At 60.5% G+C, this 21848-nt stretch carries 24 protein-coding genes; 13 read left to right on the top strand and 11 right to left on the bottom strand.

The window, feature by feature from the left end; genetic code table 11:
* Positions 1-68 precede the first annotated feature (68 nt).
* Positions 69-1109, bottom strand: a complete 1041-nt coding sequence (locus GHO42_RS24085; protein ID WP_094999835.1) for a low specificity L-threonine aldolase — start codon at positions 1107-1109, stop codon at positions 69-71.
* A gap of 348 nt (positions 1110-1457) precedes the next feature.
* On the opposite strand from GHO42_RS24085, the gene glyA reads away from it, so the two are divergent.
* The 7 genes from glyA to fdhA all read left to right on the top strand — a co-directional run bounded on the left by glyA (position 1458) and on the right by fdhA (position 10260).
* Positions 1458-2711: a serine hydroxymethyltransferase gene (gene glyA / locus GHO42_RS24080; RefSeq protein WP_094999837.1), complete on the top strand. Its 1254-nt coding sequence runs from the start codon at positions 1458-1460 to the stop codon at positions 2709-2711.
* A gap of 22 nt (positions 2712-2733) precedes the next feature.
* On the top strand, positions 2734-3984 hold the full coding sequence (locus tag GHO42_RS24075) for a sarcosine oxidase subunit beta family protein (RefSeq protein ID WP_016782563.1): 1251 nt from the start codon (positions 2734-2736) through the stop codon (positions 3982-3984).
* 14 nt (positions 3985-3998) lie between these two features.
* Positions 3999-4331 carry a sarcosine oxidase subunit delta gene (locus tag GHO42_RS24070; RefSeq protein WP_094999838.1) on the top strand — a complete coding sequence of 111 codons (333 nt, stop codon included), beginning with the start codon at positions 3999-4001 and terminating at the stop codon, positions 4329-4331.
* Entirely contained in the window at positions 4328-7345 is a 3018-nt protein-coding gene (locus GHO42_RS24065) for a sarcosine oxidase subunit alpha (RefSeq protein ID WP_094999839.1), read from the top strand. Before GHO42_RS24070 ends, GHO42_RS24065 begins: the two co-directional genes overlap by 4 nt.
* 12 nt (positions 7346-7357) lie before the next feature.
* Entirely contained in the window at positions 7358-7990 is a 633-nt protein-coding gene (locus tag GHO42_RS24060; protein WP_094999980.1) for a sarcosine oxidase subunit gamma, read from the top strand.
* A gap of 145 nt (positions 7991-8135) precedes the next feature.
* Positions 8136-8993, top strand: a complete 858-nt coding sequence (gene purU / locus GHO42_RS24055) for a formyltetrahydrofolate deformylase (protein WP_016782559.1) — start codon at positions 8136-8138, stop codon at positions 8991-8993.
* 67 nt (positions 8994-9060) lie between these two features.
* The gene (gene fdhA / locus GHO42_RS24050; RefSeq protein ID WP_094999840.1) at positions 9061-10260 is read left to right on the top strand and encodes a formaldehyde dehydrogenase, glutathione-independent; all 1200 of its coding nucleotides are present in this window, start codon (positions 9061-9063) and stop codon (positions 10258-10260) included.
* A gap of 119 nt (positions 10261-10379) precedes the next feature.
* Here the strand turns inward: fdhA and GHO42_RS24045 are convergent, their stop codons facing one another.
* Entirely contained in the window at positions 10380-11054 is a 675-nt protein-coding gene (locus GHO42_RS24045) for an anti-sigma factor domain-containing protein (RefSeq protein ID WP_095019602.1), read from the bottom strand.
* Entirely contained in the window at positions 11051-11683 is a 633-nt protein-coding gene (locus GHO42_RS24040) for a sigma-70 family RNA polymerase sigma factor (protein WP_232527652.1), read from the bottom strand. Before GHO42_RS24040 ends, GHO42_RS24045 begins: the two co-directional genes overlap by 4 nt.
* 182 nt (positions 11684-11865) lie before the next feature.
* Here GHO42_RS24040 and GHO42_RS24035 point away from each other — a divergent pair, with 182 nt between their 5' ends.
* Positions 11866-12423, top strand: a complete 558-nt coding sequence (locus GHO42_RS24035) for a DUF2780 domain-containing protein (protein ID WP_094999842.1) — start codon at positions 11866-11868, stop codon at positions 12421-12423.
* Positions 12424-12426: 3 nt separating this feature from the next.
* Here the strand turns inward: GHO42_RS24035 and GHO42_RS24030 are convergent, their stop codons facing one another.
* Positions 12427-13314, bottom strand: a complete 888-nt coding sequence (locus GHO42_RS24030) for an acyltransferase (RefSeq protein ID WP_094999843.1) — start codon at positions 13312-13314, stop codon at positions 12427-12429.
* Between the two features lie 163 nt (positions 13315-13477).
* Between GHO42_RS24030 and GHO42_RS24025 the strand changes: the two genes are divergently transcribed.
* Positions 13478-13978: an ATP-dependent zinc protease gene (locus tag GHO42_RS24025; RefSeq protein WP_095019604.1), complete on the top strand. Its 501-nt coding sequence runs from the start codon at positions 13478-13480 to the stop codon at positions 13976-13978.
* A gap of 122 nt (positions 13979-14100) precedes the next feature.
* Here GHO42_RS24025 and mtgA read toward each other — a convergent pair whose 3' ends face one another.
* Entirely contained in the window at positions 14101-14856 is a 756-nt protein-coding gene (gene mtgA, locus GHO42_RS24020; RefSeq protein WP_370688633.1) for a monofunctional biosynthetic peptidoglycan transglycosylase, read from the bottom strand.
* A gap of 45 nt (positions 14857-14901) precedes the next feature.
* Between mtgA and GHO42_RS24015 the strand changes: the two genes are divergently transcribed.
* From GHO42_RS24015 to trmB, 4 genes are all read left to right on the top strand, one after another.
* The gene (locus GHO42_RS24015; protein WP_094999845.1) at positions 14902-15273 is read left to right on the top strand and encodes a DUF423 domain-containing protein; all 372 of its coding nucleotides are present in this window, start codon (positions 14902-14904) and stop codon (positions 15271-15273) included.
* A gap of 80 nt (positions 15274-15353) precedes the next feature.
* Entirely contained in the window at positions 15354-15554 is a 201-nt protein-coding gene (gene thiS, locus GHO42_RS24010; RefSeq protein ID WP_016782550.1) for a sulfur carrier protein ThiS, read from the top strand.
* 59 nt (positions 15555-15613) lie between these two features.
* Positions 15614-16408 (top strand): thiazole synthase, encoded by a 795-nt coding sequence (locus tag GHO42_RS24005; protein ID WP_019828053.1) that lies wholly within the window; start codon positions 15614-15616, stop codon positions 16406-16408.
* A gap of 9 nt (positions 16409-16417) precedes the next feature.
* Complete coding sequence (gene trmB, locus GHO42_RS24000) at positions 16418-17140, top strand: tRNA (guanosine(46)-N7)-methyltransferase TrmB (RefSeq protein WP_094999846.1); 723 nt, start codon at positions 16418-16420, stop codon at positions 17138-17140.
* Positions 17141-17304: 164 nt separating this feature from the next.
* Here the strand turns inward: trmB and GHO42_RS23995 are convergent, their stop codons facing one another.
* Genes GHO42_RS23995 through GHO42_RS23970 form a run of 6 tightly spaced genes read right to left on the bottom strand, consistent with a single transcriptional unit; the run spans position 17305 to position 21673 of the window.
* Positions 17305-17628, bottom strand: coding sequence for a DUF3392 domain-containing protein (locus GHO42_RS23995; RefSeq protein ID WP_016782547.1), 324 nt, complete (start codon positions 17626-17628; stop codon positions 17305-17307).
* A 9-nt stretch (positions 17629-17637) separates the two neighbouring features.
* Positions 17638-18852, bottom strand: coding sequence for a radical SAM family heme chaperone HemW (hemW, locus tag GHO42_RS23990; protein ID WP_095026639.1), 1215 nt, complete (start codon positions 18850-18852; stop codon positions 17638-17640).
* Positions 18849-19445 carry an RdgB/HAM1 family non-canonical purine NTP pyrophosphatase gene (rdgB, locus tag GHO42_RS23985; RefSeq protein WP_094999848.1) on the bottom strand — a complete coding sequence of 199 codons (597 nt, stop codon included), beginning with the start codon at positions 19443-19445 and terminating at the stop codon, positions 18849-18851. The genes hemW and rdgB overlap by 4 nt, the downstream gene beginning before the upstream one ends.
* Positions 19442-19879 carry a DUF4426 domain-containing protein gene (locus GHO42_RS23980; protein WP_094999849.1) on the bottom strand — a complete coding sequence of 146 codons (438 nt, stop codon included), beginning with the start codon at positions 19877-19879 and terminating at the stop codon, positions 19442-19444. Before GHO42_RS23980 ends, rdgB begins: the two co-directional genes overlap by 4 nt.
* A gap of 26 nt (positions 19880-19905) precedes the next feature.
* Positions 19906-20526, bottom strand: coding sequence for a methionine biosynthesis protein MetW (metW, locus tag GHO42_RS23975; RefSeq protein WP_016782543.1), 621 nt, complete (start codon positions 20524-20526; stop codon positions 19906-19908).
* A gap of 7 nt (positions 20527-20533) precedes the next feature.
* Positions 20534-21673, bottom strand: a complete 1140-nt coding sequence (locus GHO42_RS23970) for a homoserine O-acetyltransferase (protein ID WP_095020465.1) — start codon at positions 21671-21673, stop codon at positions 20534-20536.
* Between the last annotated feature and the right edge of the window lie 175 nt (positions 21674-21848).

The raw sequence follows: 21848 nt of genomic DNA, 5'->3' as shown, positions 1-21848 counted from the left end.
CTGCACGACCGCGCTGATGCCATCGCGAGCAAGCCCGCTCCCACAGTGTTATTGATGTTACGTGCGCTTTAAGCGGACATCACTTCGCGAATATCCGCCGCAAGTTCCCGCACCCGTGCTTCCTCGGTATCCCACGAGCACATGAAGCGTGCGCCGCCCTTGCCGATAAAGGTATAGAAGCGCCAGCCCCTGGCGGTCAGTGCCGCTACGGCCGGTTCCGACAGTTGCAGGAACACGCCATTGGCTTCCACCGGAAACATCAGCTCGACCCCCGGAATGTCACTCACCAGCTGACTCAGCAACTGCGCGCAGTGGTTGGCATGGCGCGAGTGTTTGAGCCAGGCGTCGTTTTCCAGCAGGCCCACCCACGGCGCAGACAGAAAGCGCATTTTCGAAGCCAGTTGCCCGGCCTGTTTGCAGCGGTAGTCAAAATCCACTGACAAGGCATGGTCGAAAAACAGAATCGCCTCGCCCACCGCCATACCGTTCTTGGTGCCGCCAAAGCACAGCACATCCACCCCGGCTTTCCAGCTCAGTTCGGCGGGCGTGCAGCCCAGAAATGCGCAGGCATTGGAGAACCGCGCGCCGTCCATGTGCAACAACAGGCCCAACTCCTTGCAGGTGTCGCTGATCGCGCGGATTTCTTCAGGGCGGTACACGCTGCCGACTTCAGTGGCCTGGGTGATGGTGACCACCCGCGGTTTTGGATAGTGGATATCTTTGCGCTTGAGGGCGATCTCGCGGATTGACTCGGGGGTGATCTTGCCGTTTTCAGTGCGGGCGATCAGCAGCTTGGAGCCGTTGGAAAAAAATTCCGGAGCGCCACATTCGTCCGTCTCGACGTGGGCGGTCTCGGAGCAGATCACGCTGTGAAAGCTCTGGCACAGGGACGACAGCGCCAGGGAGTTGGCCGCCGTGCCGTTAAAGGCGAAATACACTTCGCAGTCGGTTTCGAACAGTTTGCGAAAATCGTTCGAGGCGCGCAGCGTCCATTCGTCGTCGCCGTAAGAGCGCTGGTGGCCGTGGTTGGCTTTTTCCATGGCGGACCAGACTTCAGGGCAGATACCGGAGTAGTTGTCGCTGGCGAATTGTTGGCTCTTGTCAGTCATTTCCCGGTTCCATGGTCGAATAGTGTTGTGCACTTTATCCAAGAATCTGGCAGGTGCACAGGCGCGACTTAAAGTGCGGAAATGCCCTACAAAAGAATAACCCAAAGGCCTGTAACAAAATGTGGGAGCGGGCTTGCCCGCGATGGCATCTCCCGGTTTCGCCAGACAAACCTCGCAGCCAGTATCGCGAGCAAGCCCGCTCCCACAGGGTTATGGGAAACCATGTCGTAAACGCACCATTGCGTGGCGTCCATGGGCATTTGGTCTGCCTGCGCCAGCTCTACCATCTGGCTCAAAGGGCATTAGCCCCACCGAGACCAAAAGGCGCGCTGGCGCTGGGAGAACGCGATGTTCAGCAAGCAGGATCAGATCCAGGGTTACGATGACGCCTTGTTGGCGGCCATGAATGCTGAAGATCAGCGCCAGGAAGATCACATCGAACTGATCGCCTCCGAAAACTACACCAGCCAGCGGGTGATGGAAGCCCAGGGCAGCGGTCTGACCAACAAGTACGCCGAAGGCTACCCAGGCAAACGCTATTACGGCGGCTGCGAACATGTGGACAAAGTTGAGCAGTTGGCCATCGACCGCGCCAAACAGTTGTTCGGCGCCGATTACGCCAACGTGCAGCCGCATTCCGGCAGCCAGGCCAACGCAGCCGTCTACCTGGCATTGCTCAACGCCGGTGACACCGTGCTGGGCATGAGCCTGGCCCATGGCGGTCACTTGACCCATGGGGCCAGCGTCAGTTTTTCGGGCAAGCTGTACAACGCCGTGCAGTACGGCATCGACACCAGCACCGGCTTGATCGACTACGACGAAGTCGAGCGTCTGGCTGTTGAACATCAACCCAAAATGATCATTGCCGGGTTCTCGGCCTACTCAAAATTTCTCGACTTCCCACGCTTTCGTCAGATTGCAGACAAGGTGGGAGCCTACCTGTTTGTCGACATGGCCCACGTTGCCGGTCTGGTCGCTGCCGGGTTGTACCCCAACCCGCTGCCGTATGCCGATGTGGTGACCACCACCACCCACAAAACCCTGCGCGGCCCCCGTGGCGGCCTGATTCTGGCCAAGGCCAACGAAGCCCTGGAAAAGAAACTCAATTCGGCGGTGTTCCCCGGCGGTCAGGGCGGGCCCTTGATGCACGTGATCGCGGCCAAGGCAGTGTGCTTCAAGGAAGCGCTGGAACCGGGTTTCAAAACCTATCAAAAGCAGGTCATCGACAACGCCCAAGCCATGGCCGAGGTGTTTATCAAGCGTGGCTATGACGTGGTCTCGGGTGGTACCGACAATCATCTGTTCCTGCTCAGCCTGATCCGCCAGGGCCTGACCGGCAAGGACGCCGACGCCGCCCTGGGCCGCGCCCATATCACGGTCAACAAGAATGCCGTGCCTAACGACCCGCAATCACCGTTTGTGACCTCGGGCCTGCGTATCGGCACCCCGGCGGTGACCACCCGTGGTTTCAAAGTGGCGCAATGCACGGAGCTGGCAGGCTGGATCTGCGACGTTCTCGATCACCTCGGCGATGCCGATATCGAGGCCGATGTGGCCCGCCAGGTGACTTCGCTGTGCCAAGACTTCCCGGTTTATCGCTGAGCGCGTTTTTGGAGTAGATCCTATGCAACGGTATTCAGGCTTCGGCCTCTTCAAGCACTCCCTCAGCCACCACGAAAACTGGCAGAAGATGTGGCGCACGCCGACCCCGAAAAAGGTCTATGACGTGGTCATCGTCGGCGGCGGCGGCCATGGTCTGGCAACTGCTTACTATCTGGCCAAGGAACACGGCATCACCAACGTGGCCGTGGTTGAAAAAGGCTGGTTGGGTGGCGGCAACACGGCACGCAACACCACCATCGTGCGCTCCAACTATTTGTGGGACGAGTCGGCGCACCTGTACGAACACGCGATGAAGCTATGGGAAGGTTTGTCCCAGGACTTGAACTACAACGTGATGTTCTCCCAGCGCGGCGTCTATAACCTGTGCCACACCCTGCAGGACATGCGTGACTCCGAGCGTCGGGTCAGCGCCAACCGCCTCAATGGTGTGGACGGTGAACTGCTCAACGGCAAACAAGTAGCGGACGAGATTCCCTACCTCGATTGCTCGAAGAACACCCGCTACCCGATCATCGGCGCCACCGTACAACGGCGTGGCGGCGTGGCCCGCCATGATGCCGTGGCCTGGGGCTTTGCCCGTGCCGCCGATGCTCTGGGCGTAGACCTGATCCAGCAAACCGAAGTGCTCGGCTTTCGCAAGGAAAACGGCGTGTGCATCGGCGTCGAAACCAGCAAGGGCTTTATCGGCGCCAAGCGCGTTGGTGTGGTCACGGCTGGCAACTCGGGGCATATGGCGCGTCAGGCCGGCTTTCGCCTGCCGATCGAATCCCACCCGCTGCAAGCGCTGGTGTCGGAGCCGATCAAGCCGATTATCGACAGCGTGATCATGTCCAACGCCGTACACGGCTATATCAGCCAGTCCGACAAGGGCGACCTGGTGATCGGCGCGGGTATCGACGGCTGGGTCGGCTACGGCCAGCGCGGTTCGTACCCGGTGATCGAGCACACGATCCAGGCGATTGTGGAAATGTTCCCTGTGTTGTCCCGCGTGCGCATGAACCGTCAGTGGGGCGGCATCGTCGACACCACACCCGACGCCTGCCCGATCATCTCGAAAACCCCGGTGCCCAATCTGTTCTTTAACTGCGGCTGGGGCACGGGTGGATTCAAGGCCACGCCGGGTTCGGGCAACGTGTTTGCTGCCAGCCTGGCCAAGGGCGAGATGCACCCGCTGGCCGCGCCGTTTTCCATTGACCGGTTCCACACCGGTGCCCTGATCGACGAACACGGCGCTGCCGCTGTCGCCCACTAACAGGAGAAATACCCATGTTGCATATCTTCTGTCCCCATTGCGGCGAGCTTCGCTCCGAAGAGGAATTCCACGCCAGCGGCCAGGCGCATATCCCGCGCCCGCTCGACCCTGGCAGTTGCACCGACGCAGAATGGGGCGACTACCTGTTCTTTCGCGACAACCCCCGTGGCCTGCACCACGAACTGTGGAACCACGTCGCCGGTTGCCGGCAGTTTTTCAATGCCACGCGCAATACCGTGACCTACGAAATTCTTGAAACCTACCTGATCGGCAGCAAGCCGCAGTTCACTGAGCAGGCAGTACCTGCGGCCACCACGGCCACCCGCGAGCTGGGAGAAAAAGTATGAGCCAGACCCATCGCTTGCCCAATGGCGGCCGCGTTGACCGCACCAAGGTGCTGAGCTTCACATTCAACGGTCAACAATACAAAGGCTACGAGGGCGACAGCCTGGCGGCCGCTTTGCTGGCCAACGGCGTTGACGTGATTGGCCGCAGTTTCAAATATTCCCGGCCCCGAGGCATCTACGCTGCCGGTGCCGAAGAGCCCAACGCGGTGTTGCAGATCGGTGCCACCGAGGCCACGCAAATCCCCAACGTGCGCGCCACGCAGCAGGCTTTGTACCAGGGCCTGGTGGCCACCAGCACCAACGGCTGGCCCAACGTCAACAATGATGTGATGGGCATCCTCGGCAAGGTCGGCGGCAAGCTGATGCCGCCGGGCTTTTACTACAAAACTTTTATGTACCCGCAGTCGTTCTGGATGACTTACGAGAAGTACATCCGCAAAGCCGCAGGCCTGGGTCGCTCGCCGACCCAGAACGATCCCGACACCTACGACTATATGAACCACCACTGCGACGTGCTGATTGTCGGCGCAGGCCCTGCAGGTCTGGCCGCAGCACTGGCAGCAGCGCGCAGCGGTGCGCGGGTAATCATCGCCGATGAACAGGAAGAATTCGGCGGCAGCCTGCTCGACAGCCGCGAAAGCCTGGACGGCAAACCGGCCATGGAGTGGGTGGCCAAGGTGATCGCCGAACTCAAGACGCTACCCGACGTGATCCTGTTGCCCCGCGCGACGGTGAACGGCTATCACGACCACAACTTCCTGACTATTCACGAACGTATCACCGACCACCTCGGCGATCGCGCCCCTATCGGTCAGGTACGCCAGCGTATCCACCGGGTCCGGGCCAAGCGCGTGGTATTGGCCACCGGTGCCTGCGAGCGGCCGTTGGTGTACGGCAACAACGACGTACCGGGCAATATGCTCGCCGGAGCCGTGTCCACCTATGTGCGCCGCTATGGTGTGGCGCCGGGCAAAAAACTGGTGCTCAGTACCAACAACGATCATGCCTACCGCGTAGCCCTGGACTGGCTCGACGCCGGCCAGCAAGTGGTTGCTGTTGCCGATGCACGCAGCAACCCCCGTGGTGCGCTGGTCGAAGAAGCTCGGGCCAAAGGCATTCGCATCCTCACCGGGAGTGCGGTGATCGAAGCCCGTGGCAGCAAGCATGTAACGGGTGCACGAGTGGCGGCGATCGACGTCAAGGCTCTCAGCGTTGCCAGCCCCGGCGAGTGGCTGGAGTGCGATTTGCTGGCCACTTCGGGCGGCTACAGCCCGGTGGTTCACTTGGCCTCGCACCTGGGCGGCAAGCCGACCTGGCGTGAAGATATTCTCGGTTTCGTCCCCGGCGAAGCACCGCAAAAGCGCGTATGTGTGGGCGGTATCAATGGTGTCTACCCGCTGGGCGACAGCCTGGCCGATGGTTTTGAGGGCGGCGCACGTGCGGCCAGCGAAGCCGGTTTCAAGGCCGTGGAAGGGGTGTTGCCCAAAGCCCTGAATCAGCTGCAGGAACCGACCCTGGCGCTGTTCCATGTGCCCCACGAAAAAGGTACGGCGCGGGCACCGAAGCAATTTGTCGACCTGCAAAACGACGTCACTGCTGCGGCCATCGAACTGGCGACCCGTGAAGGGTTCGAGTCGGTTGAGCACGTCAAACGCTATACCGCGCTGGGCTTCGGCACGGATCAAGGCAAGTTGGGCAACGTCAACGGCCTGGCCATTGCCGCCCGCTCGCTGAACGTGACCATCCCGCAGATGGGCACCACCATGTTCCGCCCCAACTACACGCCGGTGACCTTCGGCGCGGTGGCGGGGCGCCATTGCGGGCATATTTTCGAGCCGGTGCGCTACACCGCGCTGCAAGCCTGGCACGTCAAGCAAGGCGCTGAATTTGAAGACGTCGGCCAGTGGAAACGGCCGTGGTACTTCCCGCGTAACGGCGAAGACATGCATGCGGCGGTCAAGCGCGAATGCAAAGCGGTGCGTGACAGCGTCGGCATTCTCGATGCCTCTACCCTGGGCAAGATCGACATCCAGGGCCCGGATGCCCGCGAGTTTCTCAACCGTATCTACACCAATGCCTGGACCAAACTTGATGTGGGCAAGGCCCGCTACGGGCTGATGTGCAAGGAAGACGGCATGGTCTTCGACGACGGCGTGACGGCCTGCCTGGCCGACAATCATTTCGTCATGACCACCACTACCGGCGGCGCGGCCCGTGTGTTGCAGTGGCTGGAAATTTACCAGCAGACCGAATGGCCCGAGCTGAAGGTCTACTTCACCTCGGTCACCGACCACTACGCGACCCTGACCTTGTCCGGCCCCAATAGCCGCAAGTTGCTGAGCGAAGTGACCGACATTGATCTGGATCGCGAGGCGTTCCCGTTCATGACCTGGAAAGAAGGCCTGGTGGGCGGTGTGCCGGCGCGGGTGTTCCGTATCTCGTTTACCGGCGAGCTGTCCTACGAGGTCAATATCCAGGCTGACTACGCCATGGGCGTGCTGGAAAAAATCGTCGAGGCGGGCAAGCAGTACAACCTCACCCCTTATGGCACCGAGACCATGCACGTGTTGCGGGCCGAGAAGGGCTTCATCATCGTTGGTCAGGATACTGACGGTTCCATGACCCCCGACGACCTGAACATGGGCTGGTGCGTGGGCCGCACCAAACCATTCTCGTGGATCGGCTGGCGCGGCATGAACCGTGAAGACTGCGTACGTGACCAGCGCAAGCAACTGGTGGGGCTCAAGCCCATCAACCCGACCCAATGGCTGCCCGAAGGCGCGCAACTGGTGTTCGATGCCAAGCAGTCGATCCCGATGACCATGGTCGGCCACGTGACGTCGAGTTATGCCCACAACTCACTGGGTTATTCATTTGCCATGGGTGTGGTCAAGGGCGGCTTGAAGCGTATCGGCGAACGGGTGTTCTCGCCCCAGGTCGACGGCAGCGTGATCGAGGCTGAAATTGTGTCTTCGGTGTTCTTCGACCCGAAAGGCGACCGGCAGAATATTTGAATGGGTGATCTCATGACCACAGCCAACGTATACCAACAGCGCCCGGAGTCGGGCGCCAAAGCCGAATCCTCGCTGCACCATGCCAGCCTGGCCGGCCTGATCGGCAAGGGCCGGAAAAACCCTGGCGTGACCGTACGCGAGAAAAAACTGCTGGGCCACCTGACCCTGCGCGGTGACGCCAAAGACCCGGCCTTTGCCGAAGGCGTGCACAAGGCCCTGGGCCTGGAACTGCCCGTGGCCCTGAGCCTGGTGGCCAACGCTGATACCTCGCTGCAATGGATGGGGCCGGATGAGTGGCTGCTGATCGTCCCCGGTGGCCAGGAGTTCGCCGTGGAGCAAGCCCTGCGGGCGGCGCTGGCGGGGCTGCATATTTCGGTGGTCAACGTCAGTGGCGGGCAGCAGTTGCTGGAGCTTAGCGGGCCGAAGGTGCGCGAGGTGCTGATGAAGTCCACCAGTTATGACGTACACCCCGACAATTTCCCGGTGGGCAAGGCGGTGGGCACGGTCTTCGCCAAGTCGCAGCTGGTGATTCGTCATACCGGCGAAGACACCTGGGAACTGCTGATCCGCCGCAGTTTTTCGGATTACTGGTGGTTATGGTTGCAGGATGCGGCGGCTGAATACGGGTTGAGCGTGGAGGCGTAAACCCGCCTGCTGTCCCCTGTGGGAGCGGGCTTGCTCGCGATGGCAGCCCCTCGGTCAACCGGATGCACCGAGTTGTTTGCATCGCGGGCAAGCCCGCTCCCACACCTGTACGTGCGCATTCCAACAACAACCAAGGACTCCCGCCATGAGCCGCGCCCCCGACACCTGGATCCTGACCGCCGACTGCCCGAGCCTGCTGGGCACCGTCGACGCGGTGACGCGTTATCTGTTTGAGCACCGCTGCTACGTCACCGAACACCATTCCTTCGACGATCAGCGTTCGGCGCGTTTTTTTATCCGCGTTGAGTTCCGCCAGCCCGACGGCTTCGATGAACATGAATTTCGCGCCGGCCTGGCCGAGCGCGGCCAGGCCTTTGGCATGACGTTCGAACTGACGCCGCCACACCATCGGCCCAAAGTGCTGATTATGGTGTCCAAGGCTGACCACTGCCTCAACGACCTGCTCTATCGCCAGCGCATTGGCCAGTTGTCGATGGACGTGGTGGCCGTGGTCTCCAATCACCCCGATCTGGAGCCTCTGGCGCAGTGGCACGGCATCCCCTACCACCACTTCGCCCTCGACCCGGCCAACAAGCCCGCGCAGGAGGCCAAGGTTTGGCAGGTGATCGAAGACACCGGCGCCGAGCTGGTGATCCTCGCCCGCTATATGCAAGTGCTGTCCCCCGAGCTGTGTCGCAAGCTCGACGGCAAGGCGATCAATATTCACCACTCCCTGCTGCCCGGCTTCAAGGGCGCCAAGCCCTATCATCAGGCCTACGAGAAGGGCGTCAAACTGGTCGGTGCTACCGCCCATTACATCAACAACGACCTCGACGAAGGCCCGATCATTGCCCAGGGCGTCGAGGTGGTAGACCACAGCCACTACCCCGAAGACCTGATCGCCAAGGGCCGTGATATCGAAGCGCAAACCCTGGCGCGAGGCGTGGGCTATCACATTGAGCGGCGCGTTTTCCTAAATGGAGGTCGTACCGTGGTGCTGTGACCCCGCGCCACCTTCTAAGCTGCAAGCAGCAAGTTAATCCCGCCAATAACAACTAAGGGTGAATACGATGGCTGACAATCGCGGTGTGGTGTACCTGGGCAACGGCCAGGTTGAAGTGCAAAGCATTCCTTTCCCCAAGATGCAGAACCCTCAGGGCAAGCCCATCCACCACGGCGTAATCCTGCGGGTAGTGTCGACCAATATCTGCGGCTCCGACCAGCATATGGTGCGTGGCCGCACCACGGCGCAAACCGGGCTGGTGCTGGGTCATGAGATCACCGGCGAGGTGATCGAGGCCGGGCGTGATGTGGAACACCTGAAAGTCGGCGACCTGGTTTCGGTGCCGTTCAACGTGGCGTGCGGCCGCTGCCGCAGCTGCAAGGAACAGAACACCGGCGTGTGCCTGACCGTCAACCCGGCCCGTCCCGGCGGCGCATATGGTTACGTGGACATGGGCGACTGGGTTGGCGGTCAGGCTGAATATGTATTGGTGCCTTACGCCGATTTCAACCTGCTCAAGCTGCCGAATCGCGATGCGGCGATGGAAAAAATCCGCGACCTGACCTGCCTCTCCGACATCCTGCCCACCGGCTATCACGGCGCCGTCACTGCTGGCGTTGGCCCTGGCAGCACGGTGTATATCGCCGGTGCTGGCCCGGTGGGGCTGGCGGCTGCGGCTTCGGCGCGCTTGCTGGGTGCGGCGGTGGTGATTGTCGGTGACGTTAATCCGATTCGTCTGGCCCACGCCAAGGCGCAGGGTTTTGAAATTGCCGACCTGTCCAAAGATACGCCCCTGCACGAACAGATCGCCGAACTGCTGGGCGAGCCGGAAGTGGATTGTGCGGTGGATGCAGTGGGTTTTGAAGCTCGCGGGCACGGCCATGACGGGGTCAAGCATGAAGCACCGGCCACGGTGCTCAACTCGCTGATGGGCGTGGTGCGGGTGGCGGGCAAGATCGGCATTCCGGGCCTGTATGTGACCGAAGACCCGGGTGCGGTAGACGCGGCGGCGAAGAAGGGCAGCCTGAGCATCCGCTTCGGGTTGGGCTGGGCCAAGTCCCACAGCTTCCACACCGGGCAGACGCCAGTGATGAAATACAACCGCCAGCTGATGCAGGCGATCATGTGGGACCGAATCAAGATCGCTGACATCGTAGGTGTTGAAGTGATCAGCCTGGACGACGCGCCGCGGGGCTATGGCGAGTTCGATGCCGGTGTGCCGAAGAAGTTCGTGATCGACCCGCACCGGATGTTCAGCAAGGCATAAACACCAGCGCCAACCCTGTGGGAGCGGGCTTGCCCGCGATTGCAGCACCTCGGTTATTGAGATGTACCGAGTTGTCTGCATCGCGAGCAAGCCCGCTCCCACAACTGCGTGGATTGTTTTTACAGGCTGGCCAGCGGCCCCTGATACAGCACGGGGCCCGTCGGCTGACCGGTTGGCGAGCCGCCTTGCGGTTCCAGGCTCACGGCGAGCACCACCGGCACCCTGATGAGTTGCTGCTGACTTTGGCTAAGGGTTATGCGGCCATCGCCATCGCGGGGGATCAGTCCAAGGGACACCGGTTTGCCTTCAACCGGTATCGCCCACAGTTCCAGGCTGCTGCCCCCATCCACCGCCGACAGCTCCAGCGGTTTTACTTTCAGATAATCGCTGTGGGCCTCGATGCTCAGGCCGGGCTGCGCAGTGCCGCTGAGCAGGGTGGCTTTGTATTGCACGCTGTCGCGGTTGTAGAGCAGGCCGGCAGTCACGACGATCAGCAATGAGCAGGCAAGTGCACTCAAACGCAGCCAGTTCCAGAACGGACGCTTTGCCGGCACATGCAGGGTTTGCGGCTCGATACGGGCCACGATGGCCCGCCACACGCGATCCGGTACGGGTTGCTCGATCAGTGGCTCGGTCAGCAGGTTGAGGTGTTCCAGCCAGCGGGCCAGTTCGGCGCGCAGGAGCGCGTCGCCCTGCAGCAGGTGCTCAAAACGCCTGCGGGCCGTGGGCGGCATCAGCCCGATGGCGTAATCGGCGGTCAGCGCACGGCGTAACTCGGGTGTTTGATAGTTCATGATTCGAGGCACCTGCGCAGTCGCTGCATACCCCGGCGAATCCAGGATTTGACCGAACCGAGGGGTGCAGCCAGTTGCTGTGCCAGCTCGCTGGCGCTCAGCCCATGGAAGTAAGCGCTGGTGATGCTCTGGAGTTGCATGCCTTCGAGTTGTTCCAGGCACTGGTTGAGGGCGCAGGCTTCACGGGCGCTGCCCAGTTGGTCGAGGGCGCTGGGACTGTCATCGGCCACGTTGTCTTGCTGCTGGTCACTCAAGGGCAATTCACGGTGTTTGCGCAACTGGTCGATGGCCTGGTTGCGGGTGATGGTGATCATCCAGGTCAGCGGTGCCGACAAATGGGCTTCGTAACGTGAGGCGCTGTGCCAGATACGCACAAAACTTTCCTGCACCACATCCTCTGCCAGGTCGCGTCGGCCCATGCAGCGCAAGGCCACGCTGTACAAGCGCGGGGCCACGCTGCGGTAGAGGGTTTCAAAGGCGCGTCGATTACCCAATGAACATTGGGCCAACAGCTTTTCAAGGTAATCGGTATTGGCGGTTAAAATAGCTGTTCTCCCCTCAAAAAAAGCCAGGACTTCAGACCAGTTGTCGGTTGAGGGTAGTTCAGGGTATAGGGTTGTTCCAATCATGTGAGTTACCTCGCTGCTCTGTATACGCAGGCAAGGGCTCAGCGGATGCACTCGTTTTCAATTAAGATTACAGACCGTTTGACCCGATAGTGGCACTTGGGAACATCTGCCCGGTTTTTGGGTCTTACCCATAGTTTTACCGCTCCCTGGCGGGCGGCTTTTTGGTTCTAGAGGTTGAAGCGATGAAAAAGTTGAGCGGCGTGGCACTGGCAACATTGATGACCGTGGCAGCGAGCCCGGTGTTCGCAGGTTTCAGCCTGAGCGACGTAGCCAACGTGGCCGCGCAGGTTCAGGGTGGCAACGGTAATGGCGCCACCACGGACAAATCGGCCCAGGCCGTGCAGATGCTGACCAAGGTCAACGAGCTGGGCGTCAAGCCTGAGCAGGCAGCGGGCGGTATTGGCGCGATGTTGAGCCTGGCGAAAAACCAGCTGACCTCCAGCGACTACTCCGAACTGACCCAGCAAGTGCCGGGCGTGAACAAGCTGGCTGGCGCCGGTGCCCTGGGTCAGTTGAGCCAGTTGGGCGGCCTGCTGGGCAAATCCAGCGGTGTTTCCGAGACCGCGACCAGCGCTGTCAGCAACGTGGCCAACACTGACCAGCTGAACGCCGCATTCACGGCGCTGGGCATGCAGGACGGTATGGTTGCCAAGTTTGCTCCGGTACTGCTGGACTACTTCAAGGGCCAGAACGTCAGCACTTCGCTGCTGAGCAAGCTGGGCAGCGCCTGGGGCGTTTAAAGGCTAGCCGCGCTCGGCACGCAAGGTGCTGATACGCTGGTCTTTCAGGGTCCAGAGCTGGTTGACCCAGCTCTGGACCTGCTCACGAAACACCGGGTCGTTTTCGTAATCCCCCTGCCACAATGCCGGATCCAGTTCGCGGGTCTGTATATCGACAATCACCTTGGGCACCTGCCCGCTGATCAACTGCCAAAAGCCCGGAATCTTTGCCTGTGGATACACCACAGTCACGTCGAGCACGGCATCCAGCTGTTCGCCCATCGCCGCCAGCACAAACGCCACCCCGCCTGCCTTGGGCTTGAGCAGCCAGGTATAGGGTGAATGTTGTTGCGCGTGTTTGGCCGGGGTAAAGCGCGTGCCCTCGAGGTAATTGACGATCGTCACCGGCTGGCGCTTGAACAGTTCGCAGGCAGCCCGGGTGATCTTCAGGTCTTCGCCTTTGAGCTGCGGATGTTTGGCCAGAAAGGCCTTGGAATAGCGCTTCATGAACGGGTAGTCGAGCGCCCACCAGGCCAGGCCCAGAAAGGGGACCCAGATCAGTTCTTTTTTCAGGAAGAATTTGAAGAATGGCGTGCGCCGGTTCAGGCCCTGCATTAACGCGGGGATATCGACCCACGACTGGTGGTTGCTGATCACCAGATACGAGGTATCGCGGCTCAGACCTTCGGCGCCGCGAATATCCCATTGGGTGGGCAGGCACAGGGCAAAAATGCGTTTGTCGATTTCGGACCAGGTTTCGGCAATCCACATCACCGCCCGCGAATTGTAATCGCGCAGGCGCCCCGATGATGCCAGTTTGAGCAGGGCAAACAGCATCAACGGCCCGAACAGGATCAGGGTGTTGCACAGCAACAGCAGGGTAACCAGACAGCCGGTGAGCAGGCGGCGCATAAGCAACTCTTGAACGTTTAAGGACTGGCCATGATAAGCAGACTGGCGTAGAACGCCAAATCCATGGACCTTGTGGGAGCGAGCCTGCTCGCTCCCACACACCCAGTGTGAACCTACTGTGGATAAGTGGTCTAACTCTTACTTTTTCAAAGGAAATGCCTGCATGAAGTCTGTTCTTGCGTTGCTGTCTGTATTGGCGCTGCCGGTGATGGCCGCCGAGCCGACCCTTTACGGGCGTTACGAGTACATCAAATTGCCGGAAATCGGCGAGACCCTTAAAGCCAAGATGGACACGGGTGCCTTGACCGCGTCGCTGTCGGCCAAAAATATCCAGACCTTTACCCGTGACGGTGAAGAGTGGGTGCGCTTCCAGCTGGCCACCGAAGGTGCCAGCAGCAAAGTGTATGAACATAAGGTGGCGCGCATCAGCAAGATCAAAAGCCGCGCCGATGAAGATGAAGACCGGGAAACCCCCGAAAGCGCCAAGCGCCCGGTGGTCGATCTGGAAATGTGCCTGGGTGATGTCAAACGCACGGTGGAGGTCAACCTCACCGACCGGAGCAGCTTCAACTACCCGCTGTTGATTGGCGCCAAGGCACTGCGTGAGTTTGGTGCGGCGGTAAACCCGGCGCGGCGCTATACAGCGGACAAACCGGATTGCTGAGTGAGTGCTTGGCCCTCACCCCAGCCGCTTGATCGGGGTTGACGTGGATTTTGAATTCGCTGGAGATCGGCCCCCTCTCCCTTTGGGAGAGGGCTGGGGTGAGGGGCTTGCAGATTTTCAGGTTAGCCCGCCCAAGGCGCCTTGCGTGAGTTGTTCAGTGTGGTGAGATAGCTGTCGCCCCCCAACTGGCTCATCTGCTGACGAATCCACCCGGCGCGGCGGCTGACATAGGTGCTGGGGTGGCTTGCACTCCAGTTCAGCGGGCTGGGCAGTACGGCCGCCAGATAACTGGCCTGCTGGCGCGTAAGGTTTTTGGCACTCACGCCAAAGTGATGCTGCGCTGCGGCCTCGGCGCCGAACACGCCTTCATCCCACTCCGCACTATTGAGGTACACCTCAAGAATCCGCTGCTTGGGCCACAACACCTCGATCAACGCGGTAAACCAGGCTTCCAGGCCTTTGCGCAGCCAGCTGCGACCGGACCACAAAAACAGGTTCTTCGACACTTGCTGGCTCAGCGTACTGGCACCGCGCAGCGTTCCGCCTTGTTCGTTGTGGATCAGCGCAGCCCTGATCGCGCCGAAGTCAAAACCCCAGTGCTCGGGGAATTTCTGATCCTCACCTGCCATGACCGCAACTTTCAGTTCGTCGGATATTTCATCCCACGGCCGCCAACTGCGCTGCAGGTCAATCGGCTGGCCGTCAAGCCATGACTCGACCTTGCGTTCGACCATCAGCGCCGTGCCGGGAAGCGGCACCCAGCGAAAAACCAGCACCAGCAATGCGCTGCCCACTGCGAACCAGAGCAGGACCTTGAGAAAGCGATGAACAAGAAAACGCAGCATGGATGACTTGGCCGAACCCGTTGAGCGGGCCATTATACAGACCCTGCGCCATTCCATGATCCTGACTGGAGTAACCCCATGCTGCGCGTTTTTTTGATGCTGGCCGCATTCTTCGGCTTTACCGGTGTTGCTTTGGGTGCTTTCGCGGCCCATGGCCTTAAAGGCCGCCTGACTGAACAGTATCTGGCTATTTTTCATACAGGCGTGACCTACCAGTTGGTCCACACCCTGGCCCTGTTTGGCGTGGCCTTGCTGGCCACTCATCTGCCCGGGCGCCTGGTGACCTGGGCAGGTGTCTGTTTTGCTGTCGGCATTGTGCTGTTTTCCGGCAGCCTGTATGTGCTGACCATGACCGGCATCAGCAAGCTGGGGATCATCACGCCCTTCGGCGGCCTGGCATTTCTGGCCGGCTGGCTGTGTTTAGGGCTGGCCGCCTGGCGCCTGAGCTGAGCCTGCAAGATGAATGGCTTGGGTCGGCCTGACTGATCGGGCTAGAATGCTGGCCCCTTAAAATGAAGGCAGCGTCGCGCATGCTCATTCAGTTGAACGGTGAATCCTTTGAACTACCCGACGGCGAGACCGTCGCCGACTTGCTGGCCCGTCAGGAACTGACCGGCCGCAGGGTTGCGGTCGAGCTGAACCTGGACATTGTCCCGCGCAGCCAGCATGCCGAGACGGTACTCAAAGCCGGTGACCAGGTCGAAGTGGTGCATGCCATCGGTGGCGGCTAGGTTTTTGCCCTGCCCAACATGCTCGACCCGCAAGTGCACATAATTAAAGAGGATTCCCGATGAGCAACGTTCGCAGCGACAAGCCTTTTACCCTGGCCGGCCGTACCTACCAGTCGCGCCTGCTGGTGGGCACCGGCAAGTACCGTGACCTTGAAGAAACCCGCCTGGCCATTGAAGCCTCGGGTGCCGAGATCGTCACCGTCGCCGTACGCCGCACCAACATCGGTCAGAACCCGGGCGAGCCGAACCTGCTCGATGTGTTGCCGCCGGATCGCTACACCATCCTGCCCAACACTGCAGGCTGCTATGACGCGGTTGAAGCCGTACGTACCTGCCGCCTGGCCCGTGAACTGCTCGATGGCCACAAGCTGGTCAAGCTTGAAGTGCTGGCCGACCAGAAAACCCTGTTCCCCAACGTGATCGAAACCCTCAAGGCCGCCGAGATTCTGGTCAAGGACGGTTTCGACGTAATGGTGTACACCAGCGATGATCCGATCATTGCCCGCGAGCTGGAAGCCATGGGCTGTATTGCCGTGATGCCGCTGGCTGGCCTGATTGGCACCGGTCTGGGGATCTGCAATCCCTACAACCTGCGCATCATTCTTGAAGAAGCGAAAATTCCGGTACTGGTCGATGCGGGTGTGGGCACTGCCTCCGACGCGACCATCGCCATGGAAATGGGCTGCGAAGCGGTGCTGATGAACTCGGCCATCGCCAATGCCCAGCATCCGATCATCATGGCCGAAGCCATGAAACACGCCATTGTGGCGGGCCGCCTGGCGTACCTGGCCGGGCGCATGCCGAAAAAACTCTATGCCAGCGCCTCTTCGCCGCTGGATGGTCTGATCAAGTAAGAGCCACTGATGACTGAATCACTAGACACCCCAATCCCGGAAGAAGGCGACGATCGCCAACACCGTCGCATCAAGAGTTTTGTGATGCGCGCCGGGCGCATGACCGAAGGCCAGCAACGCGGCCTCGACCAAGGCACGCCGCTGTATGTACTGCCACTGGCTGACGCGCCGGTCGATTTCGACCAGGTGTTCGGTCGCTCTGCGCCGCGCACCCTGGAGATCGGTTTTGGCATGGGCCATTCCCTGCTGGAAATGGCAGCGGCTTCGCCTGAGCAGGACTTTATCGGCGTAGAGGTTCACCGTCCGGGTGTGGGCGCGCTGCTTAACGGCGTGTTGACCCAGGGCCTGACCAACTTGCGGGTATACGATTGCGATGCAATCGAAGTCCTGACCCGTTGCGTGGCAGACAACAGCCTGGATCGCCTGCTGCTGTTCTTCCCGGACCCTTGGCACAAGAGCCGTCACCACAAGCGCCGGATCGTGCAAGCGTCCTTCGCCGAACTGGTGCGCTCCAAGCTCAAGGTTGGCGGCGTGTTGCACATGGCTACCGACTGGGAACCGTATGCTGAATACATGCTGGAAGTGATGAACGTCGCGCCGGGTTACCGCAATCTGGCTGAAGACGGCAAGTGCGTGCCACGTCCGCCTGAGCGCCCGGTGACCAAGTTCGAACGCCGCGGCGAACGTCTTGGGCACGGTGTGTGGGATTTGAAGTTCGAAAAACTGGCTTAAGCGGTTTTTCAATCACCGGCCCCACCCTGCTTTGGGGTCGGTGAAGTTCGTACGAAATCTGTGGGAGCGGGCTTGCTCGCGATGGCATCACAGCGGTGAATCAGATGCACCGCGTAGCCTGTATCGCGAGCAAGCCCGCTCCCACACGATATCCTGGGTGTTCTTCAGCGCCGATCCGCCACCACCCCGATCAATACCAGCACCACCAACAGCACCGGTGCCAGGCTGTAGTTGTTGAACTGGCTCAACCCGCGTTCGACCCAGGGCGTGGCGTAGATCAGGGCCGCACCGCTGCCGATCAGGCAAAGCAGGGCCATCAGCGGCACGCGCAGGGCGCCCGCAATGCTGCCCAGACGTTGTTCGACCCAGCCCTTGAAGTCGGCACCGAACAGCACCAGTACACAGCCAATCAAGGCCAGAGCGATCTCCGAGAGGTGACTGCGGCTCCAGCGCGATACGTTGGCAAGCAGGTCGAGTACCAAGTCCATTCGATTTCCTTAGGTCAAAAAGTGCTGCAACAGGTCATTGAGAAACAGCTGGCCCCGGGCAGTTGCCGCCAGGCGTGACGGTTCGACCTGCAATAAGCCACTTTGTTCGGCTGCTTTGCGTCCAGTGCTCAAGCTGTCCAGTGGTAACCCCGTGCGTTGAGGGTAGAGCGCCGAGTCAACGCCGTCGGTCAGGCGCAAGGCGTTCATTAGAAACTCAAATGGCAGCTCTTCTGCTGTAAGAGCTTTCTCTCCTGCTTGAAAGGATTTAGCTGGATTCAGGTAGTCCTTTGGCAGACGAGTTTTCCAGGTGCGCACGATACGGCCATCAGGATGGCTCAGTTTGCCGTGGGCGCCAGCGCCGATGCCGATAAAGTCGCCGAAACTCCAGTAATTGAGATTGTGCCGCGCCGGCCGGCCGGGCTGGGCGTAGGCCGACACTTCGTACTGGGTGTAGCCGTGCTCGGCGAGCAGCGCTTGACCGGCTTCCTGAATGTCCCACAGGGTGTCGTCTTCCGGCAGCACGGGGGGCTGGTTCCAGAACACCGTGTTGGGCTCCAGGGTCAGCTGATACCACGACAGATGCGTCGGCTTGAGCGCAATAGCCTGGCGCAGGTCGCTCAGGGCGTCCTCCAGGGACTGATCGGGCAAGCCGTGCATCAGGTCCAGGTTGAAGTTGTCAAAGCCCGCCAGTCGCGCCATTGAGGCTGCACGCACAGCTTCATCGCCGTTGTGGATGCGACCCAGGGCCTGCAGCTTCTCTTGCTGGAAGCTCTGGATACCGATCGACAGGCGATTGATGCCCAGCTTGCGGTAAGCCACGAACTTTTCCTGCTCGAATGTGCCCGGGTTGGCTTCCAGGGTGATTTCGATATCACTGGCAAACGGGATGCGCGCTTCAACGCCTTTTAGCAGGCGCCCCAGAGCGTGTGCGCTGAACAGGCTCGGTGTGCCGCCGCCGAAGAAGATCGAGCTGAGCTCGCGACCATAAACAGCGTGCAGGTCCTGATCGAGGTCGGCCAGCAGCGCGTCGACGTATTCTTCTTCGGGCAGCACCGGGCTGGCGGTGTGGGAGTTGAAGTCGCAATACGGGCATTTGCGCACGCACCACGGAATATGGATATACAGCGACAGAGGGGGCAATTGGCTCAGCGGCGCGCGCGGCGCCTGCTGGGTAAAGCCAGCCGCGCCCAGATAGAGCGGCTGTGGAGGTGTGTCGTGGGTCATTTCAGGCCCAAACGCTGACGCAGCAAAACCATGGCGCGCGCACGGTGGCTCAGCTGGTTTTTCTCCGTGGGGCTGAGTTCGGCGCTGGAGCAGTTGCGCTCCGGTACCCAGAACAGCGGGTCATAGCCGAAACCGTGTTCGCCGCTGGCTGCAGGCAGGATGCGCCCGTGCCACAGGCCTTCACAGATGATCGGCAGCGGGTCGTCGGCGTGGCGTACCAGTGCCAGCACGCAGACAAACTGTGCACCGCGCTCTGCCTCGGGCACGTCTTTGAGGGCGTCGAGCAGCTTGGCGTTGTTGGCCGCGTCGCCTTTGCCGTCTGCATAACGTGCCGAATAAATGCCCGGCGCGCCGCCGAGAAAGTCCACGGCCAGCCCCGAGTCGTCGGCCAGTGCCGGCAAGCCCGAGAGGCGTGCGGCATTGCGGGCTTTAAGAATTGCGTTCTCAACAAACGACAAGCCGGTTTCTTCCGGCTCAACGCTGCTGAATTCTCCAATCGAGCGCAACTGCACCGACTCGCCGAGCATGGCCTGAAGTTCTTTGAGTTTGCCGGCGTTGTGGCTAGCCAGTACCAGTTGCGTGAGGTTCATCATTCGATTGGAGCGACCATTTGAGAAAATTGGATGGTTTCAGAGGTAGCGCCGCCTGCCTTCACATCCACTTTGAAGGTGAAGGTCTGCGGCCCGGCCACCGGGAACTGGGCCAGATAATTGATTTCGCCGTTCTTGCCCACCTGACGGAAGGTCAAGGGTATCGGCTTGGCATCGCCCGTCCGGACCGTGCCTTGAACGTTGGCGGCAATGTTCTTGCCGCCCTTGTTCAGGGTGATGTTGAGCACCGCATTGGTTTTGCTGCGGGTGACTTCAAATTCGTTGGCGATTTCCGGCGTCAGGAAAGTCGACGGGAACGCGTTGTAATACACCGTTGTGTCGCCAAACGTCTGTTGACGCTGGGCAGATGTGCCGTCACCGGCAAAAGCCTGCATGCCAAAACACATCGAAAGCAGTAGTAATCCAATACGACCCATTGTCACTCTCCTTAGAACTTGCTGGTTTAGACCGCGACCTGATGATCCTGAAGGCCGGGACTGCTGACACGATAAATGCCAATCTCGCCCAACAGGTTAGGCCATATCTTGCTCGCCCACCCGTGTCGGTGTTGTTGATCTACGGCAAGGCGGTTGATCACTTGTGCTTCGCGCTCGCGGCACAGCGCCTCGAAGTCTTCGAAAGTACAGAAGTGAATGTTCGGCGTGTTGTACCAGGTGTAAGGCAGGAATTCGGAGACCGGCATCCGCCCCTTGCTGGCCAGGTACCAGCGGCAACGCCAGTGGCCGAAGTTCGGAAAGGTGATGATGCACTGGCGACCGACGCGCAGCATTTCATCGAGGATCCGGTCGGGGTAGTGCACGGCTTGCAGCGCCTGGGTCATGACCACGATATCAAAGCTGTTGCTGGCGAAGTTGCCCAGGCCCTTGTCGAGGTCTTGCTCGATGACGTTGATGCCCTTGGCCACACATTCGGCAATGTTGTCCGGGTCGTTTTCCAGGCCGTAACCGGTGACTTGCTTGTTGTCGCGCAGCCAGCTCAGCAGTTCGCCATCACCACAACCAAGGTCGAGCACGCGGCTGCCGGCGGGGATCCAGTCTTGGATGATTTCCAGGTCGGCTCTCATGGCGTTCTCACAGTTCTATGCGGTTCATGTAATTGCTGAAGGCTTGCAGGTAGCGCGGAATCGGGATCAGAAAGGCGTCATGGCCTTGCGGAGCGTCGATTTCCAGGTAGCAGACGTCTTTTTTCGCGGCCATCAATGCATCCACCAGCTCCCGCGAGCGGGCCGGCGAGAAGCGCCAGTCGGTGGTGAACGACATCACGCAGAAGCGTGCCTTGGCCCCGGCAAAGGTTTTGGCCAGGTCGTCGTCAAAGTTGGCCGCCGGGTCGAAGTAGTCCAGCGCCTTGGTCATCAACAGGTAAGTGTTGGCGTCGAAACGCCCGGAGAACTCTTCGCCCTGATAACGCAGGTAGCTCTCGACCTGGAACTCGACGCTGTGGAAGTCGTAGTTGAGGTTTTCGTTCTTCAGGCCACGGCCGAATTTTTCGCCCATCGAGTCATCGGACAGGTAGGTGATATGCCCGACCATGCGTGCCAGCATCAGGCCGCGCTTGGGAATCACGCCTTTTTCCTGGAACGAACCGCCGTGGAACTCGGGGTCGGTAAGGATGGCCTGACGAGCGACTTCGTTGAACGCGATATTTTGCGCGGACAATTTGGGCGCCGAGGCAATCGCCAGGCAATGGCGCAGGCGATCAGGGTAACTGATGCTCCACTGCAGCGCCTGCATGCCACCCAGGCTGCCGCCGATCACGGCGGCCCATTGGCTGATGCCCAGCCTGTCCGCCAGGCGAGCCTGACTGTGGACCCAATCTTCAACGGTCAACACCGGGAACTCGGCGCCAAACGGCCGGCCGGTTTCAGGGTTCATGCTGCTTGGGCCGGTAGAACCGTTGCAGCCGCCCAGGTTGTTGAGGCTGACGACGAAGAACTTGTTGGTGTCGATTGGCTTGCCGGGACCGATGCAACTGTCCCACCAGCCGGGCTTGCGATCATCGGCGCTGTGGTAGCCCGCCGCGTGATGGTGCCCTGACAGTGCGTGACAGATGAGTACGGCGTTGCTGGCCGAGGCATTGAGGTGGCCGTAGGTTTCGTAGATCAGATCATAGGCAGGCAGTGAGCGACCGCAGGCTAGCGCCAGGGGCTCGTTGAAGTGCGCTGTTTGCGGCACGACCAGACCAACGGAATCGGGGGGAAAGGCAGCTGGCATCGACCCTGCTCTCATTTAAATGAGGCGTAAGTCTAATGAGCGGGGGGCGTAGCAGCAAGCAATGGTCTGGGCTGATTTTATGACCTGTAGCCAAACTCTGTGGGAGCGGGCTTGCTCGCGATTGCATCACCGCAGTTTGTCGACCGAGCGCGGTGCCAGTATCGCGAGCAAGCCC

The organism is Pseudomonas sp. FSL R10-0056 (assembly GCF_009600105.1).
GTDB lineage: Bacteria > Pseudomonadota > Gammaproteobacteria > Pseudomonadales > Pseudomonadaceae > Aquipseudomonas > Aquipseudomonas bubulae.
Note: the sequence above shows the minus strand (reverse complement) of the source record. Positions and strands in the feature narration are given on the sequence as shown.

What these genes read in the sequence shown, in the direction of transcription:
- GHO42_RS24085 (WP_094999835.1), bottom strand. Translation starts at nt 1,109, where the DNA reads ATGACTGACAAGAGCCAACAATTCGCCAGCGACAACTACTCCGGTATC.
- GHO42_RS24015 (WP_094999845.1), top strand. Translation starts at nt 14,902, where the DNA reads ATGCTGCGCGTTTTTTTGATGCTGGCCGCATTCTTCGGCTTTACCGGT.
- mtgA (WP_370688633.1), bottom strand. Translation starts at nt 14,856, where the DNA reads ATGGCCCGCTCAACGGGTTCGGCCAAGTCATCCATGCTGCGTTTTCTT.
- GHO42_RS24065 (WP_094999839.1), top strand. Translation starts at nt 4,328, where the DNA reads ATGAGCCAGACCCATCGCTTGCCCAATGGCGGCCGCGTTGACCGCACC.
- metW (WP_016782543.1), bottom strand. Translation starts at nt 20,526, where the DNA reads ATGAGAGCCGACCTGGAAATCATCCAAGACTGGATCCCCGCCGGCAGC.
- GHO42_RS23980 (WP_094999849.1), bottom strand. Translation starts at nt 19,879, where the DNA reads ATGGGTCGTATTGGATTACTACTGCTTTCGATGTGTTTTGGCATGCAG.
- GHO42_RS24060 (WP_094999980.1), top strand. Translation starts at nt 7,358, where the DNA reads ATGACCACAGCCAACGTATACCAACAGCGCCCGGAGTCGGGCGCCAAA.
- GHO42_RS24040 (WP_232527652.1), bottom strand. Translation starts at nt 11,683, where the DNA reads ATGATTGGAACAACCCTATACCCTGAACTACCCTCAACCGACAACTGG.
- GHO42_RS24005 (WP_019828053.1), top strand. Translation starts at nt 15,614, where the DNA reads ATGAGCAACGTTCGCAGCGACAAGCCTTTTACCCTGGCCGGCCGTACC.
- glyA (WP_094999837.1), top strand. Translation starts at nt 1,458, where the DNA reads ATGTTCAGCAAGCAGGATCAGATCCAGGGTTACGATGACGCCTTGTTG.
- GHO42_RS24075 (WP_016782563.1), top strand. Translation starts at nt 2,734, where the DNA reads ATGCAACGGTATTCAGGCTTCGGCCTCTTCAAGCACTCCCTCAGCCAC.
- GHO42_RS24025 (WP_095019604.1), top strand. Translation starts at nt 13,478, where the DNA reads ATGAAGTCTGTTCTTGCGTTGCTGTCTGTATTGGCGCTGCCGGTGATG.
- GHO42_RS23995 (WP_016782547.1), bottom strand. Translation starts at nt 17,628, where the DNA reads ATGGACTTGGTACTCGACCTGCTTGCCAACGTATCGCGCTGGAGCCGC.
- purU (WP_016782559.1), top strand. Translation starts at nt 8,136, where the DNA reads ATGAGCCGCGCCCCCGACACCTGGATCCTGACCGCCGACTGCCCGAGC.
- GHO42_RS24070 (WP_094999838.1), top strand. Translation starts at nt 3,999, where the DNA reads ATGTTGCATATCTTCTGTCCCCATTGCGGCGAGCTTCGCTCCGAAGAG.
- GHO42_RS24030 (WP_094999843.1), bottom strand. Translation starts at nt 13,314, where the DNA reads ATGCGCCGCCTGCTCACCGGCTGTCTGGTTACCCTGCTGTTGCTGTGC.
- rdgB (WP_094999848.1), bottom strand. Translation starts at nt 19,445, where the DNA reads ATGATGAACCTCACGCAACTGGTACTGGCTAGCCACAACGCCGGCAAA.
- GHO42_RS24045 (WP_095019602.1), bottom strand. Translation starts at nt 11,054, where the DNA reads ATGAACTATCAAACACCCGAGTTACGCCGTGCGCTGACCGCCGATTAC.
- hemW (WP_095026639.1), bottom strand. Translation starts at nt 18,852, where the DNA reads ATGACCCACGACACACCTCCACAGCCGCTCTATCTGGGCGCGGCTGGC.
- thiS (WP_016782550.1), top strand. Translation starts at nt 15,354, where the DNA reads ATGCTCATTCAGTTGAACGGTGAATCCTTTGAACTACCCGACGGCGAG.
- trmB (WP_094999846.1), top strand. Translation starts at nt 16,418, where the DNA reads ATGACTGAATCACTAGACACCCCAATCCCGGAAGAAGGCGACGATCGC.
- fdhA (WP_094999840.1), top strand. Translation starts at nt 9,061, where the DNA reads ATGGCTGACAATCGCGGTGTGGTGTACCTGGGCAACGGCCAGGTTGAA.
- GHO42_RS23970 (WP_095020465.1), bottom strand. Translation starts at nt 21,673, where the DNA reads ATGCCAGCTGCCTTTCCCCCCGATTCCGTTGGTCTGGTCGTGCCGCAA.
- GHO42_RS24035 (WP_094999842.1), top strand. Translation starts at nt 11,866, where the DNA reads ATGAAAAAGTTGAGCGGCGTGGCACTGGCAACATTGATGACCGTGGCA.